At 43.7% G+C, this 18,296-nt stretch carries 19 protein-coding genes and 1 riboswitch; of the genes, 10 read left to right on the top strand and 9 right to left on the bottom strand.

Annotation, left to right across the window (positions count from 1 at the left end):
* Positions 1–195: 195 nt before the first annotated feature.
* Positions 196–867, bottom strand: a complete 672-nt coding sequence (locus tag K3F53_RS08025) for a LytTR family DNA-binding domain-containing protein (RefSeq protein WP_057899048.1) — start codon at positions 865–867, stop codon at positions 196–198.
* A 276-nt stretch (positions 868–1,143) separates the two neighbouring features.
* Between K3F53_RS08025 and K3F53_RS08020 the strand changes: the two genes are divergently transcribed.
* Entirely contained in the window at positions 1,144–1,803 is a 660-nt protein-coding gene (locus tag K3F53_RS08020) for a GerMN domain-containing protein (RefSeq protein ID WP_057899049.1), read from the top strand.
* Positions 1,804–1,860: 57 nt separating this feature from the next.
* On the opposite strand, the gene K3F53_RS08015 is transcribed toward K3F53_RS08020, so the two are convergent.
* The 3 genes from K3F53_RS08015 to K3F53_RS08005 all read right to left on the bottom strand — a co-directional run bounded on the left by K3F53_RS08015 (position 1,861) and on the right by K3F53_RS08005 (position 4,194).
* Entirely contained in the window at positions 1,861–2,958 is a 1,098-nt protein-coding gene (locus tag K3F53_RS08015; RefSeq protein ID WP_082706013.1) for a YheC/YheD family endospore coat-associated protein, read from the bottom strand.
* A gap of 155 nt (positions 2,959–3,113) precedes the next feature.
* Positions 3,114–3,743, bottom strand: a complete 630-nt coding sequence (locus tag K3F53_RS08010; protein ID WP_057899051.1) for a DNA-3-methyladenine glycosylase family protein — start codon at positions 3,741–3,743, stop codon at positions 3,114–3,116.
* Positions 3,736–4,194, bottom strand: a complete 459-nt coding sequence (locus K3F53_RS08005) for a hypothetical protein (RefSeq protein ID WP_057899052.1) — start codon at positions 4,192–4,194, stop codon at positions 3,736–3,738. Before K3F53_RS08005 ends, K3F53_RS08010 begins: the two co-directional genes overlap by 8 nt.
* Positions 4,195–4,453: 259 nt before the next feature.
* A riboswitch (FMN riboswitch) is annotated at positions 4,454–4,602 on the top strand.
* Positions 4,603–4,609: 7 nt separating this feature from the next.
* Here K3F53_RS08005 and K3F53_RS08000 point away from each other — a divergent pair.
* On the top strand, positions 4,610–5,206 hold the full coding sequence (locus K3F53_RS08000) for an ECF transporter S component (RefSeq protein ID WP_057899053.1): 597 nt from the start codon (positions 4,610–4,612) through the stop codon (positions 5,204–5,206).
* Positions 5,207–5,367: 161 nt separating this feature from the next.
* On the top strand, positions 5,368–5,526 hold the full coding sequence (locus K3F53_RS07995) for a hypothetical protein (RefSeq protein WP_156424059.1): 159 nt from the start codon (positions 5,368–5,370) through the stop codon (positions 5,524–5,526).
* A 137-nt stretch (positions 5,527–5,663) separates the two neighbouring features.
* On the opposite strand, the gene cbpB is transcribed toward K3F53_RS07995, so the two are convergent.
* The gene (cbpB, locus tag K3F53_RS07990) at positions 5,664–6,107 is read right to left on the bottom strand and encodes a cyclic-di-AMP-binding protein CbpB (RefSeq protein ID WP_091259910.1); all 444 of its coding nucleotides are present in this window, start codon (positions 6,105–6,107) and stop codon (positions 5,664–5,666) included.
* A 184-nt stretch (positions 6,108–6,291) separates the two neighbouring features.
* On the bottom strand, positions 6,292–8,820 hold the full coding sequence (locus K3F53_RS07985) for an FtsK/SpoIIIE family DNA translocase (RefSeq protein WP_246615695.1): 2,529 nt from the start codon (positions 8,818–8,820) through the stop codon (positions 6,292–6,294).
* A 344-nt stretch (positions 8,821–9,164) separates the two neighbouring features.
* On the opposite strand from K3F53_RS07985, the gene K3F53_RS07980 reads away from it, so the two are divergent.
* From K3F53_RS07980 to K3F53_RS07950, 7 genes are all read left to right on the top strand, one after another.
* On the top strand, positions 9,165–9,710 hold the full coding sequence (locus K3F53_RS07980; RefSeq protein ID WP_091259926.1) for an RNA polymerase sigma factor: 546 nt from the start codon (positions 9,165–9,167) through the stop codon (positions 9,708–9,710).
* Complete coding sequence (locus K3F53_RS07975) at positions 9,685–10,518, top strand: hypothetical protein (protein ID WP_220560284.1); 834 nt, start codon at positions 9,685–9,687, stop codon at positions 10,516–10,518. Before K3F53_RS07980 ends, K3F53_RS07975 begins: the two co-directional genes overlap by 26 nt.
* Positions 10,502–11,383 carry an ABC transporter ATP-binding protein gene (locus K3F53_RS07970; protein WP_057899058.1) on the top strand — a complete coding sequence of 294 codons (882 nt, stop codon included), beginning with the start codon at positions 10,502–10,504 and terminating at the stop codon, positions 11,381–11,383. The genes K3F53_RS07975 and K3F53_RS07970 overlap by 17 nt, the downstream gene beginning before the upstream one ends.
* Positions 11,384–11,386: 3 nt before the next feature.
* A complete protein-coding gene (locus K3F53_RS07965) occupies positions 11,387–12,517 on the top strand; it encodes an ABC transporter permease (protein ID WP_057899059.1) in 1,131 nt (376 codons plus the stop codon).
* Between the two features lies 1 nt (position 12,518).
* Positions 12,519–13,331 (top strand): ABC transporter permease, encoded by an 813-nt coding sequence (locus K3F53_RS07960; RefSeq protein WP_057899060.1) that lies wholly within the window; start codon positions 12,519–12,521, stop codon positions 13,329–13,331.
* 290 nt (positions 13,332–13,621) lie between these two features.
* Positions 13,622–14,068 carry an aminoacyl-tRNA deacylase gene (locus K3F53_RS07955; protein WP_220560282.1) on the top strand — a complete coding sequence of 149 codons (447 nt, stop codon included), beginning with the start codon at positions 13,622–13,624 and terminating at the stop codon, positions 14,066–14,068.
* An 85-nt stretch (positions 14,069–14,153) separates the two neighbouring features.
* On the top strand, positions 14,154–16,304 hold the full coding sequence (locus tag K3F53_RS07950) for a YhgE/Pip domain-containing protein (protein ID WP_220560273.1): 2,151 nt from the start codon (positions 14,154–14,156) through the stop codon (positions 16,302–16,304).
* A gap of 296 nt (positions 16,305–16,600) precedes the next feature.
* Here the strand turns inward: K3F53_RS07950 and K3F53_RS07945 are convergent, their stop codons facing one another.
* The 3 genes from K3F53_RS07945 to K3F53_RS07935 are packed head-to-tail and all read right to left on the bottom strand — an operon-like array spanning position 16,601 to position 17,868.
* Positions 16,601–17,353: a CPBP family intramembrane glutamic endopeptidase gene (locus K3F53_RS07945; protein WP_220560263.1), complete on the bottom strand. Its 753-nt coding sequence runs from the start codon at positions 17,351–17,353 to the stop codon at positions 16,601–16,603.
* 2 nt (positions 17,354–17,355) lie between these two features.
* Positions 17,356–17,556, bottom strand: coding sequence for a helix-turn-helix transcriptional regulator (locus K3F53_RS07940; RefSeq protein WP_220560244.1), 201 nt, complete (start codon positions 17,554–17,556; stop codon positions 17,356–17,358).
* Positions 17,557–17,568: 12 nt separating this feature from the next.
* Complete coding sequence (locus tag K3F53_RS07935; protein WP_220560214.1) at positions 17,569–17,868, bottom strand: hypothetical protein; 300 nt, start codon at positions 17,866–17,868, stop codon at positions 17,569–17,571.
* Positions 17,869–18,296: the final 428 nt, after the last annotated feature.

The raw sequence follows: 18,296 nt of genomic DNA, 5'->3' as shown, positions 1-18,296 counted from the left end.
ATGAAAACGTTATTATTTTAACAATTTATAATTTAAACAATAGCACGTATTGTCTTTCCTCACCTTATAAAGGTGATAAAGAAGAAATTTTAACGATAAAACAGAAAATAAAAGGATAAAACCCTTTCATAATCTTGCTTTTTGAAAACGTTTTATATTTTGCGCAAAAAAAAAAGAGAAGAGACGGTCTCTTCTCTAAAATCCGAGCAAGCGCCGGAACGAACTTGCGTATTTCTGGCTAACCGGAACGCGAGTACGTGCCGGATCATTCATAATAAGCATGAATGTAGAGTGAAAATCTGGATGAATTTCATCGATCGAATATACGTTAACCATATACGCGCGATGGCAACGCACAAAACGATCCTGCGGCAACATATGCTCTAGCTCGACCAGACTATGCTTATTAAGATACATGCCACGTTCCGTATATAAATACGTCTTGCCTTTTTCAGATTCGATAAAATGAATATCATAGAGAGGAATCGGCACCCAACGATCTTCTCCTTTACCGATAAGAAAGTGATAACGCGGCCACTTCGCTTGCACCAGCCCGGCTCCCGGCGGGAAAATCGCCGTGATACATCCTTCCGCATCCCCTTCTTTCAAAATCGGGGTGCTCATCGCGTAATACGGAACACCAAACACGCTGTTTTCAAGATACTGCTCGATTTTTTTCTTCCGCATCAGCGCTTTGCGCGTCAGCGTTCCTTCCTTCACTTCATCACCTGGTTTAATTTTCAAATCGATCGCCCTGCTGGGCTGATAATAAATAAATTTAGATGTGTCAGCAATTGCAATGGACGCTTCCTTCGGAAACACGTCGCTGATTGCCTTGACAATCGAAAGCATCGCTGAGGTTTCCATTCTGTCATCTCCCACACTCTCATTCGATGCTTATTTTAGCATAAAAATGAATAAAGAAACGCATCGTTTTCACCTGTCATACGTCTAACTTATATAAGGCAAACCCTGTTAAAAACTAATGCCTTTGTCAACACTTTGGGTGTATATTTCTTCATAGAAACAAAGGAAAGTTTAGCTATAAAAAAGAGAGATTAGGACTTACGCAGGTTTTATATGGTAACCTATTTATGTAAGAATAAAAACTAAATTATTTTTAGACAGAAGGGAAGGATATATATGCGTCTACCTCGCACACTTTTTTTCATCATATTTATTGTTATACTAGGCCTTACGGGATGTACCTCTTCTGCACCAAGCAACGGGGCTTCCCAGAATCCAAACAACCCAAATTCTCCAGCTGGACAACAACATAAGAATAACAGCGACAACCAGCCATCTCCATCCGTTGGGCAGTCAAACGAGCAATCTGCTTCGCAAAACAATGATATGGATAAAAAAAATGACGAAGAGATTAAAGAAAAAGAAGTGATGTTGGTGTTTAGCGACGCCAATCTAATGGAGCAATACAAAGAACCTCGCGTCATCAAATATAAAAAAGAAACAAACTTGCCGACCATTGCCCTAAAAGCGTGGCAAAATGGTCCGCAAAATAAAAATCTTGTAACGCTCATGCCTAAAAACGTAAAAATCCAGTCCCTGAAAAAGGAAGGAGATACAGCAGTCGTTAGTCTTTCCCAGGAAATTAAACAGGCTAATCTTGGTTCCAGCGGCGAACAATTCTTGCTGGAAGAGATGGCTACCATCCTCAGCCAGTTCGGCTATAAAAACATGAAAGTGCTCATCGACGGTAAAGAAGTGGAAACCATACTTGGTCATATGGATACGACAACACCGATTGAGCCATTGAACCTTGACCAACTAAAAGAAATGAAGTAAGGCAACTTCTGGCTTTTGCTTCACAGGAAAAGGCAGTACCATATGGTGCTGCCTTTTTCATTTTTCGTTTTTTATTTTTTCAAGCACATACTTCGCGTATCCCATCGGATTGGCATACGTCGCCTTCCATTCTTTTATCATTCGCGCATTGCGAAACGCATAGCGCTGATCCCGACCATTGCATTCAATAAACAGAGGCTTTCCTTCCTTCGTAATGCCAATATCAAGCCCCACATCGGCAAGGCCCGGAATCGCTTCTTCCAGCCGGCGTACCACGCGAAGCGCAAACTCCGATACTTCCTGCTCTATTATTTGTGTATCCAGCGCTGGATATGCCGAAAGCAAAACCGGGAGCCGATATACCTTACCTCCTTGCCCTACATTGCTTAAAAAATGGCCAGGCGGCGCTACTTTACCAACCATTCCCGTGACCTGCCAGTCCCCAGACACATCTTTTTGGACAGAAACGCGCAAATCAAACGGCCGGCCCTGAAACGTAGCCAACGGCAACTGTTCCTGAATATGAAATCCGCGTGCTTGAATCCGTCGTATCAGTACGGTCGGCAACTTCTTAGAAAAAAATGTATGACGCCATACCTTTCGGCCATCTTTCCGCATGACATACGATAAGCAGAATCTATTCTTTTTTCGCACAATCTGCATAATGCCCGCTCCAATGCTGCCGCTGTTTGGCTTAACGAACAGCGCATCGTACCTCTGCATCATATGGCGTAAATTTTTCGGCGTTCCGCTGATCGTATGCGCCAAATGTGGGCGTATGGAAGGATCGGTCCATAGCAACGAATGGATATACAATTTGCTATAGCGATTCCAACGATTAAATACAAATATCCCGTTTTCCATCAACCGGCTCAATTTACGTCTGGCATATGCCGAAAACAAAAGCGCCCGGTTGTGAATGACGCGCGGTACAGGCACAACGACACGCTGATATTTTCCTTCTCGCTCTATGTACGCAGGAACGGTCGACCGATCCGGGTACAAATCTCCAAGGTGAATATAGCAAGGTTTCAGGCCATGCATGCGAGCGCCCTCTTCATAAAAGGCGAGCACTTCAGTTTGCGTCCGCCCGCTCAGAATACCTCTGTATATCGTTTGATTAAGCAATATGCCTACATACGAAACTTTCATCATGAGCCTCCTTGTCTGCCTTCCTCTATAAAATATGAGATAGCAAAAAGGAGGGTGCGTACTTTCCGCTTGCAAGCATCAAAACATAAAGGTTAACGTTTAGGGACAACGCCATTACTACTATAGAGTAGTGAAATGCTGAATTATTCGTTGTCTGGCTATAATTCCGGCTTGTTATTCAGGCTGCGCCACAAATAAAGGCAAGCGATCGATTCATACGGCGTCCACTTGGCTCCGATTTCAATCATTTGTTTTTTATCAGGCAGCGCGGGAAGGTCGTAGTTGAACTGGATGGCTTTTTTAATTCCCAAGTCATCTACCGGAAACACATTAAGACGCCCGAGCCCAAAAAGCAAAAACATTTGCGCCGTCCACACACCAATCCCTTTCACTTGGACAAGGCGACGAACAACTTCCTCGTTCGACAAAGTGGGGAATTCTTCTTCTTTCAATCTTCCGTCAGCAAAAAACGCAGCTAAATCCTTTAAATATCTAATTTTTAAATAAGATAGACCGCAGGCGCGTAACTCTTCTTCACCCGCAGCAAGGATGGGTTGCGGCGCCCACTCCCCGCTAAAATACGCGCGAACTTTCGCTGCAATAGCCGCCGCCGCTTTGACGGAAAGCTGCTGTGATACAATAGATTCACACAGTATCGCAAAATAGTCAGTCCGCGTTTTCCATGGGTACCGGCCATATGCATCGATTAAACGGCCGATAATCGGGTCTTTTTCCGCCAGACGCTTTACTCCTTCAGCAAACGCTTGTTCATTTGTATTTTCAATCATTTCCCGCCCCCCTATGTAAGAATTCCGTAAGCGCATCCTGCTTTGCCCAATATGTAATCGGTCGGTCATTTTTTTTTGCGTCAAAACAGCTAACAACAAAATCATTGCGATACGGCGCAATGACAAGCGAATTTCCATCCGTCCGCACCATGCGCAGCAAAGGCCCTTGTTGGGTATTCGCCAGCGACTCTATTTTTTGTACCGGTTTAGCAGCATTAAATAAATCAATAATCCGCTCCCGTTCTCCACTTTCTAGCGCTCTTTCATTCCCATCCGAATCGCGCAAAATGACAGCATTTACCTCATCGGGCGAAACAGCACGATGCAAATGGTCACTGGAATAGTATTTTTCCAAGCGTTTTACCCACGCATTTGGCAAACCGAATACAATTACAAGCACAACCACAACAATATAGCCGATCCATTCCGCATATGAAATCCCAAAAATCATCTTTTTCTCCCCTTTTCCTCACTTCTTCTTTCATTCGCTTAAGTTGAATTCTTCTTGCCTATATTGTACAGCAAATTGCGCTATATAAAAGCGCTTTAATTTTATGACATGGTTTCGAAGTAAAAGATGAAAGGCAGGACGTTATAAGCAGTCACAATTGTTTGTTATTTATTATTTCTCCTCATGAAAAACAATGGATATTGACTTCCATATATTTTCGTGACATATTTCTAAATAGATTGTGAAGTTTGTAACACAAACAAACCTTCAGGACAGGGTGAAATTCCCGACCGGCGGTGATGGAGCCAATTCTCCTCAGTCCGCGACCCGGATGCAAAATGGCGAGCATCCGGCTGACCCGGTGAAATTCCGTGACCGACAGTATAGTCTGGATGGGAGAAGGGAGAATTGAATAATGAAAAGAAAAGTACGAAAGACAGCGTTTTTGTCATTGCTGTCCACCATCGGATTTCTACTAATGTTTGTGGAAGTCCCGCTGCCGATGTTTCCAGCTTTTCTCAAGATCGGTGTAAGCGAAATTCCCGCGCTTATCGGTGCCATTCTATTTGGCCCACTCGCCGGAATGGCGGTCGAATTTATTAAGAATGTGTTGCATTTTCTCTTGACAACTCAAGGCGGCATGGCAGTCGGCGAATTGTCCAACTTCATTGCCGGTAGCACATTCGTTGTTGTTTCTGTGTGGCTAATGCGCATGCTACGGCAGAGCAAAGTAAATTTCTGGTTGGGGATGACCGCGGGTACGATGGCGATGGCGTTTATTATGTCGGTTGCCAACTATTTTATTTTTATTCCGGCCTTTGCCTACGTGATGGGCATGTCAGTTTCCGACATTATCGGCTGGTCACAACAGGCGAACAGCAGCATTACCAGCCTCTGGACGCTTATCGTTTACGCGATCTTACCGTTTAACCTGATTAAAGGGATAGCAGAAGCGGTCATCGCGTATCCAATTTACAGCCGTCTTCGTCCGGTGATACAAAGCGGCGAGTAATATGGAGCCATTCAGTTTTATATAAACAATAAAACACAAAGAAAGCTTTCGCTGTACGGCGGAAGCTTTTTTGTTTTAGCAAAAAAATTTTAGTCCCCCCCTTAAAACCGCAAATATTGCACGAATACATATGACAAAGAAAAAGAACGAGGTGACGATTCATGAACCGTATTGAAATTTTGGTTAATTCTGCGGATGAAATGTGCCAAACGATGAAAACCTTGCAACACTCTTACCCTAACGCTACATTTGAAAAACTCGAATATATTGGGATCGAAAACGGGCAACTTTCCATCAAATTATCATACATACTTAACTAATATCATTTTTGACGTTTCGGCATTTGTAACCACCTCTTCCTGTACTTATGTTACTTTTCAGCGAACGAAACCAAATTGAATAGTCAATCATTATGTTTCTTATCCACTTAAAAAGACAGGCATTTACGTAGCCTGTCTCATTTTATACCGTATTTTAAATACTTATGAACATGGGCCAAAATTGATTTGCGGGTTAAAATTCCAACAAACACCCCGTCCTCATCAACAATGCACAAGAACGGATGATTAATAGAGAGTTCCAAGCCGCGGAAAAAGCTGCCATCCTCCTTCATCCACGCCACTTTTTTGTTCATGACTTCTTCCACTTTCCGCTCGCCCAGTTTATCATATTCAATCTTTTCAATCCCAAGAATGGAATCCAGAATAAGTGACATGCTGATAAGTCCTTTAAGCTTATACTCCCGATCCAATACTGGAATGGCAGAATAACCCGATTTTGTCAAAACGAGCAGGGCGTGCTCCAACGTGTTGCCTTCCTGTACAATCGCTACTTTATTACCTGGAATCATCAAATCTTTAATCGCGATATCCAACGATACGCTTTTTACCATTTTCCCCATACATCCACCGCTTTCTTATCATGAAAATTACTTTATATTCTAATTCTATCATGAAAACGTTTTCTATACATATAGTTCCCATATGTCTGCGCCGCCCATTCCACACGGGACGTGCGCGCCGAGCGGCGCAAACCGCTCGGGCCACTATCCTATCCGTTTCTTCCTACCGTTTTTGACCTTTTTCTCAGGAAATTTGGGAATCGTTCCGCGAAATTAACACTTCGCGCGGTTTGCTACCCTCATAAGGACCAACAATGCCGCGCGCTTCCATCATATCGACAAGCCGCGCTGCACGCGTATAACCGATGCGAAGCCTGCGCTGTAAAAGCGAGACGGAAGCCGTCTGCGCTTCGCGCACAAGTTCTACCGCCTGCTCATACAGTTCATCTTCCGGTTTCCCCACGGCTGCTGTTTCCTCTTCACCTGGCATCATCTCCGGATGATAGCGCGCCTCCTGTTGACTTTTGACAAACGTGACGACTTTCTCTACTTCATGATCGCTAACAAATGCTCCTTGAATACGCACCGGCTTGGATGCGCCCATCGGCAAATACAGCATATCACCGCGTCCAAGCAGCTTTTCTGCTCCTCCCATATCCAAAATCGTTCGGGAATCGGCCATTGAAGACACACCGAACGCGATGCGCGACGGAATATTTGCTTTAATGACTCCAGTAATCACATCAACGGACGGCCGTTGAGTAGCAATAATCAAGTGAATACCGGCCGCACGGGCCATTTGCGCCAGGCGACAAATCGCGTCTTCCACGTCTCCCGGCGCCACCATCATCAAGTCCGCCAGCTCGTCCACGATAACTACGATAAGCGGAAGCGGTGCCACCCCTTCCTGCCGCGCTAACTCGTTGTACCGCTCCAAATCACGTGTGCCTGACTTAGCAAACAATTCATACCGCCGCTCCATCTCCTGTACAACTTTTTTCAGCGCCATCGAAGCGCGACGCGGATCGGTGACAACCGGTGATAATAAATGCGGAATTCCATTGTATACATTTAATTCTACCATTTTTGGGTCAATCATCATTAATTTCACTTCGCTCGGTTTTGCTTTGCATAAAATACTCATAATGATTCCGTTAATGCAAACCGATTTCCCGCTGCCTGTCGCGCCGGCCACAAGCAAGTGCGGCATGCGCGCCAAATTGGCAATGATCGGCTGTCCGGAAATATCACGCCCGAGCGCAATGCTTAGCTTATCTAGAGATTCTTGGTACTCACGGCTCTCCAGCACTTCACGCAACGTAACAAGTGCCACTTCATCATTCGGCACCTCGATACCGATGGCAGACTTTCCGGGAATAGGCGCTTCCATCCGGATTCCGCGCGCAGCAAGCGCTAGGGCAATGTCGTCTGCCAGCCCGACAATTTTACTTACTTTAACCCCAATGGCTGGCTGGATTTCGTAACGCGTAACTGTCGGCCCACGCTGAACTTCCAGCACTTTCGCCTGAACGCCAAAGCTTTCAAGCGTTGTGATGAGCTTGTGTACATTGCTCTGCACGTTCTTTGTCACTCCGCCGGGCTTTGCCCCTTTCGGACGATCCAGCAACTCGGGCGTCGGCAACCGGTATGATGGGTGATCGTCTTCCCCTTCAAAAGCGAGCGGCAAATCCGAAGGAGCTTCCAGCAGCTCCTTGCTCTCTCTTTTTTGGCGCCCGTGCAATTTTACTTTGATTTGTGCGCCCTCTGTTTTCACTTCAGATTCAGGCTCCAGCGCATGTTCTTCCTGCCGATACACGTTTTCAGCAAAATCATGAACGACGATTTCTTCTGCCTGCTTCGGCTCCGGCGCATCACTCAAAAAAACGCCCGCCTTTGGAACCGCCGCTGCTCTTTCCGCCATATGGTGCCGCAACTCTTCGCCACCCGTCTCATCCGACGTTAAAGCAATGTTCCGGTTTCCGAACCAACGAGCGATAAAACTCGGTTTCCTTTCCGCCTTTTCCTCGGTCTGCATGTCTTCTTCCGTTAGACTTTCTTCATATGCCTTACGCTCCGCCTGCTCCCGCAGCCGCTGCTCCCTCCGCTCGCTCAACAGCACAAGAGCATCCTGGCCCGCAGCTTTCATCCGCGCTCCTCCCGCGACAAGCATACGACGCACCGCCTGAAATAAACGCACATACGAAATTTGAAAAGCCAGCATCATGCCGATAAGCACCATGAAAACAACAATAAGAGAAGTACCTGCCGAACCAGCCGCCGCTGAAAAGAAGGCATAGCCAATAGCGCCAAGCAATCCTCCACCTACATCAGTTGTGGACGGTTTCCCTGCTTCCACCTGTCTTTTTTCCTGCAGCAGCTGTTCCCACGTCACCGATAAAACGGACTGTCCCGCAAATTTTCCTCCGGCGGTCAACTCGTCAAATAAAAGCATATGATTCCAGACAAGAAGGGAAAAAAACAGAAGAAATACGCCAATCCAACGTTGAGCCAGCAAATAGGGCCATTTTTGCTTCGCCATTACATACACGCCGATACCGATGCCCATAAGCGGCAGCATAAAATCCCAGGAACCGGCCACAATGCGAAAAATCCAAGCAAAATAACGTCCAAACCAGCTCGTGTTGGAGAATGTAAGCAGCGCCAAAAGCGAGAAGGCAATTATAACAAGCCCATATAATTCGTAGCGGAGAAACGTCCGCGTATCTCGCTTCCTACCTCCAGCTTCTTTCGCGCTTTTCTTTTTCTTCGCCACCGGCTTCACCACCTCGGAATTATGTATCAGCCACACAGGCAAAAAGGCAGCCGAACCAACCCCTGGCTGCGGTTGCCTTTTTGCCTGCCCTTGCGTTCGTATGGTCATTATAACACAAGAACATACGAGCGGTCATGATGGGTATTCTGTCGATATATAGGGAAAAAGAGCGATTTTTGCCGCAGCCTCATCCCCCGGAAGTTACTGATTCATAACGTCGCTATTCTCATGACGGCCTCCAAGTCCAAGCTCAAAAAATTATGTCTTTAAATCTTTTTTTCTATTTCTTTCGTTATATTAAATGAAGTGAGGTGAGACGATTGCAAAGCGATGAGCAACTCATCATGGAAATACGCAAGGGCATCGAGAGCTCGATGGAAGTGCTTATAAATCGATATTACAAAATGGTCTTTGCTTATATCTATCGAAATGTAGGCGAATATCATCTCTGCTATGATTTAACGCAAGAAACATTTATTAAAATGATCAAAAACATAGACACCTTTTCTACGGAGGGAAGTTTTAAACACTGGCTGATTAAAATCGCTCTAAACACGTGCCGGGACCATTACAAAAGCCAGGGGTATAAACTGGGACAAGCTTCATTCACCTGGACAGATAAGATCTCCGAGAAAAATGAACACGTTATCGATTTGATCCAGCACAAAGTGGAAAGTGAATATATCCGTAACGCCGTAATGAAACTTCCTGCCTATCAGCGAGAAGCGATTGTGCTCAGATTTTATCATGATCTAAAAATCAAAGATATTGCGAGCATTACGTCCAGCAGTGAATCTACCGTAAAATCCCGGATCATGCAGGGATTATCCAAACTAAAATCGATTTTGGAAAGGGACAAAAACGATGAAAAAAAGCAAAGCCAATACTGAATTTCCTGAGGATGTGTCACATGCTGATCTGCAGCAAATCATAGCTAATTTAAACAAATTTGAAGTTAAATTCCCAGATCAAAACGAAATCAATTCAACAATAGAGACAGCCAGAACCCAGATGCGTATTCGGGCGCGGAAAAAGTCGGGGTTCTTGTGCCGATTCAGCCGAATCATTTGGTTCGCTTTCTCTGAAATCTCGGTTATCCGTCCGATTTATTGGCTCACTAGCATTGCCTTATATGTAGCGGGGGCATTATTCACATGGTTGAGTGCGATGTCGAATCCCTACATGATGCTACTTGCCCTCTCACCTACACCTTTCATGCTCGGACTAATCGAAGTCTTTAGAGGACGGGATGAGCGAATGCTGGAGTTGGAAATGTCTTGTCGGTATAACGCGATTAGCGTCATTCTATCCAAGCTTTTTGTTATCGGTGTCTATAACATTTTTATCAACTTTGTATGCTCGATCTTGTTTTCCTTGATGTCAGATTCGGTTCAGATGTATAAAATTACCCTTTTTTGGCTTACTCCCTTTACCCTCGTTTGCGGGCTTTCGCTGATGATCGCGATCCGTTTGAGAGGGGGCACCTCCGTTATGGCAATGGTGTCAATTTGGGTGAGCCTGTGTATGGTTTTTCTCTTGTCACCTGCTCTCATTGACAAATTGCTGGTGCTTGATACGTTTTTTTATCTTATGCTGATTGTCATCGGCACAGCATGTACTGCGATTCAAATCAAAAAACTGCTTACAACGACCAATATGTATTTTGAAAGGAATGTTTTGCTTGAAAGTCACAATTGACCACGTAAGTAAAATGTACAAAGATAAAGTCGCGATCAACGACGTTTCTGCCGAATTAACCTCAGGCGTTTACGGTCTAATCGGCCCTAACGGAGCCGGCAAAACCACACTGATGCGGATGCTGGCTGATGTGTTGAAACCTTCGAGCGGGCGCATAATGGCTGATGGTGAAGATATTAAACAGTTGGATGACTTATACCGAGCGTTAATCGGCTATCTTCCTCAAGATTGCGGGTTTTACAGCTATTTCACAGCCTATCGCCTCTTGCAGTATGTCGCTGCACTCAAAGGATTGAACCGTCATGATGCGGATCGAAAAATCGACGAACTCCTGCATTTGGTCAATCTCACCAAGGAGAAGCACAAAAAAATCGGTACGTTTTCAGGTGGCATGAAAAGAAGGCTAGGAATCGCTCAGGCTCTGCTCAACGATCCAAAATTCTTAATTTTGGACGAACCTACCGCAGGGCTTGATCCAAAGGAACGAGTGCGATTCCGTAACCTTTTATCGGAAATATCCGGCGACCGTATTGTCCTTCTTTCCACACACATTATTTCTGACATCGAGTACATCGCGAAAGAAGTGCTGATTTTAAAAAACGGGCAGTTGCTAAAACAGGAAAGCCCGCAGAGTATTCTAAATGAACTAAATGGGAAAGTTTGGCATGTCACCGTACCTGCAATCGAGCTCCATAAACTTGAGCAACATTACACCGTGGGGAATGTCCTACGAAAAGGGCAGGAGATAGAGGCCAGGGTCATCTCCGATACAGCACCTGCGCCCACTGCTGTTTTGCAAACACCCAGACTCGAAGATATCTATCTGTGCTATTTCGGGGAAATATCAGGCGACACGGAGGACTAATCTATGCAATTGATCAAATATGAACTATACAAAATCTTTTCTCAAAAAGTAGTCTATATTGCTTTGAGCGTGTTCATATTATTTTACTGCTTGCACTTTTTCGGCGCTCTTAATGTTGCGCTCGAGAAGAAAAAGAAACTGTTTTATGAACAATTCGGTGGAAACATAACTGAAGAAAAAATAGCCTGGGCCCGTCAGGTTCTGGAGGCCCCGCCAAGGAAGCAGCCCATGAATGAAGATTTGATCGCTCAAAATTCTGTTGCTACGGATATTGTTAACGCTGTGAATCTGAAAGAGCAATATGAACAGTTCCTAAAAGAATCAGCGAAAAAAGTAGAAAGGCTGAAGGGAAAAGAGAACGTAAGTGCCTTACAAAAGGCGGAGCTTAAAGAAATCGAAGTGTGGAAAAAAGTAGAATACCCTAAATCCGTCTATTACCTTAATGGCTGGAAAAACATCATTCAATATATGAATGAGGTCGGCTACTTTTTTGTCGGGGCGCTCACGATTTTAGGATTGTCCAATGTATTTAGTCATGAGTATTCCACCAGAATGGACAGCCTGATTTTCAGCAGTCGATATGGCCGCAGGAAAATTGTGTTGGCCAAAATTGCGGCGGCGGCAGTGTTTTGTACTGTAATCAATGCCTTGTTAGCATGTGTGGTTTTCTCCCTTAACGGGTATTGTTACGGGTTAAGTGGCTGGAATCAACCTTTGGTTACATTGTTAGATTTATTTAGTTCAACCGGTTTTGATGGGCCAATTTGGGCATTTTATCTCAAGCAACAGCTTTATGCAACGTTAGGTTGTATTATTTTAGGAATATTTGTCTTACTATTATCTTCACGGACAAAATTATCAATTGTACCGGCTTTTATTGGCGGTGTTGTGCTGATATTTCCCGTCGTCATCGAAATGGCAAACATTCCACTGGTTATGCCGGTAAAACTCTTGCTTGACATTCTCCGTTTCACGGACTTCATCAAGCTTAACCATCTCGACAACTATCATTTTCTTAACTTTTTCGGATTTCCTTTACAGTATGGTTGGTACCTCTTAATCATCATGCTGACTTATGGATTTATTTCTTTACTTCTCCTTATGTTCAGCATCAAAAAGCGGCAGGTGATATAAATTGGGTATACTGATCTGGCAAGAATTATACAAGATATGGAACAATAAAATCGTATGGCTGATGATCGGATTATTCGCCAGCATATATCTGTTCACCACTCATACTTATTATACATGGCACTCGATGATGGCGTGGGATCGAATTGCTGATTTCTCTTACTCTTCAGGGTCGATCTTTGAGGGAATACTCATTTTACTTGCGTTATCCACTTCCTTTTCGCAAGAGTACCAATTGAAAACTGATTCCATCATCCTGAGTTCCAAATATGGAAGGAACAAATTGGTAACAGCCAAAATCCTCGCCTCCCTATCATTCATCACGGTATTGGTACTTGGATTTTGGATTTTGAACATAACCTTTAACATCCTCATGGTCGGAGACATAGGATGGAATTTGCCCATTCAGAGTCTGCAGAAATACTCATCGTCACCGTACGCTATAAGTATCTGGCAATACTGCATGATTCAGATTGCGACAAACTGGCTGGGATGTGTGGCATTTGGCCTCTTTGTTCTCTGGCTTTCTGTAATCAATCGATCATATTTGGTTGTATTTTTTGTTGCGGGTGTAGTTTTTGCTACCCCCTTTTTCATCCGGAACATCTCACATTTTTCCATTATCTGGATCATAAAAAATGCATCCATGACCGAATTCATGAGAGTTGAAAACATATTTGATAGTCAACGAACAGTGAATTGGAGCGAAATTACCATTCCACTCCCTTATCCAATTTTTTATGCCTATATTTTGGCACTTACCATCATCTTCGTTGGTGCAATTTACCGTTGTTTTAAAACACGCCAAGTAAGATAGTCTCTCTTATAATAAAGTTGCGACCGGATTCCCCCTTATTGCCTGGACACAAACAACCTTATTCATTTTTTTGCAAAATTTCTTTCTTAATTTTATAATTTTTGCTATATGCTAAGATAAGCTTCTAAGGATGTTTAGGGTCTCCCCTCCAATAAACTATGAATCATCAAGCTTCATGATATTCAGAAGGGCAGGCAGGCTAAAAAAAGGATTTATCCGTACAGGTTCCATTATATTTTTTATAATCCAAATATATCCATATAAGTAAACGTAAGGAGTTTAGAGGAAGCATGGAGCATTTAAAAACGATTTTACAAGAAAATGGCGTTCAATTTGAAATCATTCATCATGAAAACCCCATTCATACAGCACAAGAAGGTGCTGATTATTTCAGAATTGAAATAGGTCAGACTGCACCTACATTGGTTCTCAAGTCAGAAAAAGGGTATTTTGCGATGATAATCTCAGGAGATCGCGGGCATGTAAACTTGGAAAAAGTGTCAGAAATTCTGGAATGTAATCAACTAAAACTGGCACACCCAAAAGAAGTCCAACAGATCACTGGATACACTGTTGGCAGCCTTCCGTTAGTAGGCCTGTCTTTACCCTGTATAGTAGATAGTAAGCTTTTTCGTTATCCATTTATTTACGGAGGAACGGGAGAACCGCATTCAACATTGAAAATTAGCCCGAACGCTTTGGAAAAGCTAAATCAAGTTATTGCTTTCATTGAATAAGGGGAACTAAAGAATTTCAGGATAAATAGCTTCCGTATGCCAAAGCGAAACGATGCAATACTAAAAAAAACAACAGGAGCTGGCTATGAAACAGATCGGATTGCTTTATTTCCGCGACATCAAAAATATCGTGAGCAATTGGGTCGCCACCATCATCATACTTGGGCTCGTTTTTTTACCCTCCCTGTACGCCTGGTTCAATATTAAGGCTTCCTGGGATCCCTATTCGCAGACAGGCGGTCTCACGGTAGCCGTCACCAATAATGACAAAGGAACAATCCTGCGCGGCACCCCCATCAACATCGGGAATGAAGTCATCGCCTCGTTGAAGGAAAACCACAAAATCGGCTGGACATTTGTAAACGAACAGGAGGCCATGCGGGGAGTTCTACACGGCGATTATTATGCCAGCATCGTCATTCCCGCCGACTTCTCTGCGAAGATTGGCACCGTCTTGACAGACAACCCGCAAAAGGCGGAGCTGGTCTACAGTGTCAACGAGAAAATCAATGCGATCGCCCCGAAGATTACCGCCAAAGGCGCCAGCGGAATCGTCGATGAAATCAGCCGCAATTTTATCAAAACGGCAAACGGTACCATCTTCCGAATCTTTAATGAAATTGGCCTCGAATTGGAAGTACAGCGGCCCATGATCGAAAAAATGAGAAATCTGATCTTCAAGATGGAGGCCATGTTTCCCACAATCAATCAAACGGTGAATATCGCTCTGGAAGACATTAACAAGGCAAACGGTATCGTCCGAAAAGCCCAAACCAATCTGCCTATTGTGGCAGAGTTGACTCAGGACGGCATGGATGTCACCCAAAAATTTAAGAAACTTCTCGACCGGACAACAGAGGCTCTCGATGCGCTCTCCCCGACGATCAAGCAAGATCTCTTCCTACTCCAGCAAACGGCCATGGCTATGGAACAGTTGACCGATATTCTACAAGATACCAAGATCGAGCCTGCCGTGGTGAAAGCAGCCCTGAATCAAGCTTCCCGACGCCTGTCGACCGGCATCGCTGTCACGGAGCATATCATCGCGCTATTCGACCGGCTGGATAACCTTGCGGGCGGAAATCGCCTTTCCATCTTTACCGGAAAGCTGAAGCAGATTCGTAACCACCTCCAGCAGCAATTGGCAACGGTAAACACAATCACATCAGCCATTGACCAGGGAGAAAAACCTGCGGCCCAGCTAATCAACCATTTGGATCAGCTTTCCAGGAAGACCTCCGTCATCCTTGATGATATTCTACAGCGGTACGACAGCGAAATACAATCACGTATCCTTCAGGCGGTGGAAAACACGAAAAAAGCCACCCAGCGTGCTTATGCTGTGCTGGTGGAGGCAAACAAAAGCATTCCGGATGTGCAGCGACTCCTGCATGACGCGGCACAAGGCTTGACCATCGGCAACCAGGAGCTGTCAGCGATACAAAAAAATCTCCCTGCAATCGAGGCCAGGATCAAAGGCCTGGCAGATTGGATACGCACCATGGAAAAGGAAGGCACACTGGACCAACTTATTAACCTACTCATAAATAATGCGAAAAAAACGAGTGAGTTTTTTGCCGAACCGGTCGTGCTGAAGGAAAACAAGCTATTCCCGATTCCCAACTATGGTTCGGCCATGTCACCGTTTTTTACAACCCTATCGCTCTGGGTCGGTGCGCTACTGTTAGTCTCCCTGCTAACGGTGGAAGTGCATCACCATGATGCCAATTACAAAAGCTACCAGATCTATTTTGGTCGCTATCTTACATTTATGACGTTGGCTGTCTTGCAATCTCTCATGGTCACACTGGGAGATATCTTTCTGCTTGGAACCTATGTGGTGGATAAGCTTTGGTTTGTCCTGTTCGGTATGCTGCTCAGCTCTGTTTTCATGTTGATCGTGTATACGCTTGTATCCGTATTTGGCAACGTCGGCAAAGCAATGGCAATCGTGCTTTTGGTCCTTCAGCTTGCTGGCTCTGGCGGTACGTTCCCGATTCAGGTAACCCCGCCGTTTTTCCAGGCGATCCATCCTTATCTGCCGTTTACATACGCGATCAGCATGATGAGGGAGGCTGTAGGTGGAATCCTCTGGGATATTATCGGGAAGGACTTACTGATGATGGCGGTTTATGTCGCTATCGCGCTTGTCATAGGGGTCGCTTTGAAAGACTTCCTCAACCGTTCCTCCGCGAGGTTTGTCGAAAAGGCAAAGGAAAGCAAACTGATACACTAGCGTTCTGGCTTAGTTTGGGACTTTTCTTCTCGGGTTATCTATCAAGCTATAAGGATGTGCGCATGAGGTTTCGGAAACGCTCCGGCTCGTTTGACATCCGCAAGGGAGGAAAGAATTTCTTTACTGAACGATTGAATGAATCTACAAAAACAAAAGCAGTCAGCTATTATCAATGCACTTGAATCATTAACGAAAAACTAAAGTAAAGTTTTCCACTATTCCCCTGTTTTTATTTGAATGTCCGATAATAATCAAAATGTAAACGAAAGAAGCCGTTCCATAACCCGGAACGGCTTTTAAAATAATATCCAGGATAAAGCAATGATATTGATGCTATTTGTAAGTATATGAAGTGACAATGGAGCGAATATACTTTGATACGTTTTAAAAAGATAAGCTAGACAACAGCCCATTATAAATAACGCCGCCCAGAGCATCGGTACAAAAAAATGAGCCATTGTAAAAATAAGAGCTGAACCTATCGTTGCTATTCCAAACCCATACTTTCTGCAAAGATACTTGTAAATCAAGCCGCGAAAAATTATTTCTTCGGTTATCGGAACAAGAATAGCTACAACAATATAAAGCAACCAGAATTCTGCTGAACTCATTTGGGTTAATTGCGATGTTACAAGTTGAGAAGAACTCGTTGCCTCAGGCGGGAAAACAGCTAGCACTATAATTTGAGTGATAATGATTAAAAGCCATAGTGACATAATATGTAAAGCATATTTCATAATGTGTATGTTTTTCATACGTTGAAATCCAAGGCTCGACCATAACAGTTGTTTTTCTGTAAGCACGTACTTTTTAACGCATAATATCAAAATAAGGCACACAGGAATAGAAAGAGCAACAGAAAAGATAATCAAATCTTTTCCTCTCATTTCATACAACGAAAAAGAGAACGCTGCAGCAATAATAAATAAAATACTCCAGCTTATTCCTATAGCAAGTGCTTTTATTATGCTTTTTAGCTCAATCGTTTTATTCTCCACCTGAACCTCAATTTTCATTTTCATTCCTCGTTTCTTAGCGCCTGCTTGCACAATCATATATCCGGAAGATAAATGAATAAATCGTCTACTTTGCATCCCAGTATATGTGCCAGCCTAAAGGCCAGTTCAAGACTGGGATCATATTTATTGTTTTCAATGGCGTTGATAGTTTGCCTTGAGACATTGGCCGCCTTAGCGAGTTCTTCTTGCGACAACTGTAGTACTTTTCTTAACTCTTTGATTCTATTTTCCATACTTTTTCTTCCTTACGTCTTTGATACATAATGAAACAAAAAACTGATACCGTAGCAAACAAGTGAGAAAACAAACAGCACAGGAAAAGTTAAGGTCGCATCAGTACTGATAAAAGACAAATGGATATCAAAAATAGAAAGTAATGTTTTTAACCCCGCCGTTAGCATAATCAGATTCCATGCACCTAATCCAGCCAGTTGCACAATATGTTTTATACGTTCATCTCCATTATTTTCTGCTTTTATCTTCGAGTTTACCCATATGAGCAAAGAAAATCCTACTGCTAAAAATAAAATTTTAAGAGCCATCATGACATTTTTCACTCCCCTAAATGTAAAACGTTTTTGACATTTATAAATATAAAATATAGGAGATTTGATGTCAAACATATTTTACATTCCCTTTTCTACGTTCAATAATCTGCATTAACACGAATCTCGTACCCGGTCACGCTACCACGAATTGCTTCCAGAGCACATCGACCGATGGTTTACACGACATGATCCAGACGGTTGTAGCAGAATGTTTCGTTCTACATTTTTATGCACAACGTTGACGTACAGACGCTTTGGACATAGCCAGGGTTGAAGCCAGTACAATACAGCGCTTTAAAAAAACTTGTGCTTTTACTTTTTGAATACTACGGACATGAAGTTGATTTACCGTGGAAAATAGCGTTTCTTGTAGAATATACATAACGGACTTTCCCCTTCCTTGTATGGTATGGATTCGACACCTG

This window comes from Aneurinibacillus thermoaerophilus (assembly GCF_019603355.1).
GTDB classification, from domain to species: Bacteria; Bacillota; Bacilli; order Aneurinibacillales; family Aneurinibacillaceae; genus Aneurinibacillus; species Aneurinibacillus thermoaerophilus.
Note: the sequence above shows the minus strand (reverse complement) of the source record. Positions and strands in the feature narration are given on the sequence as shown.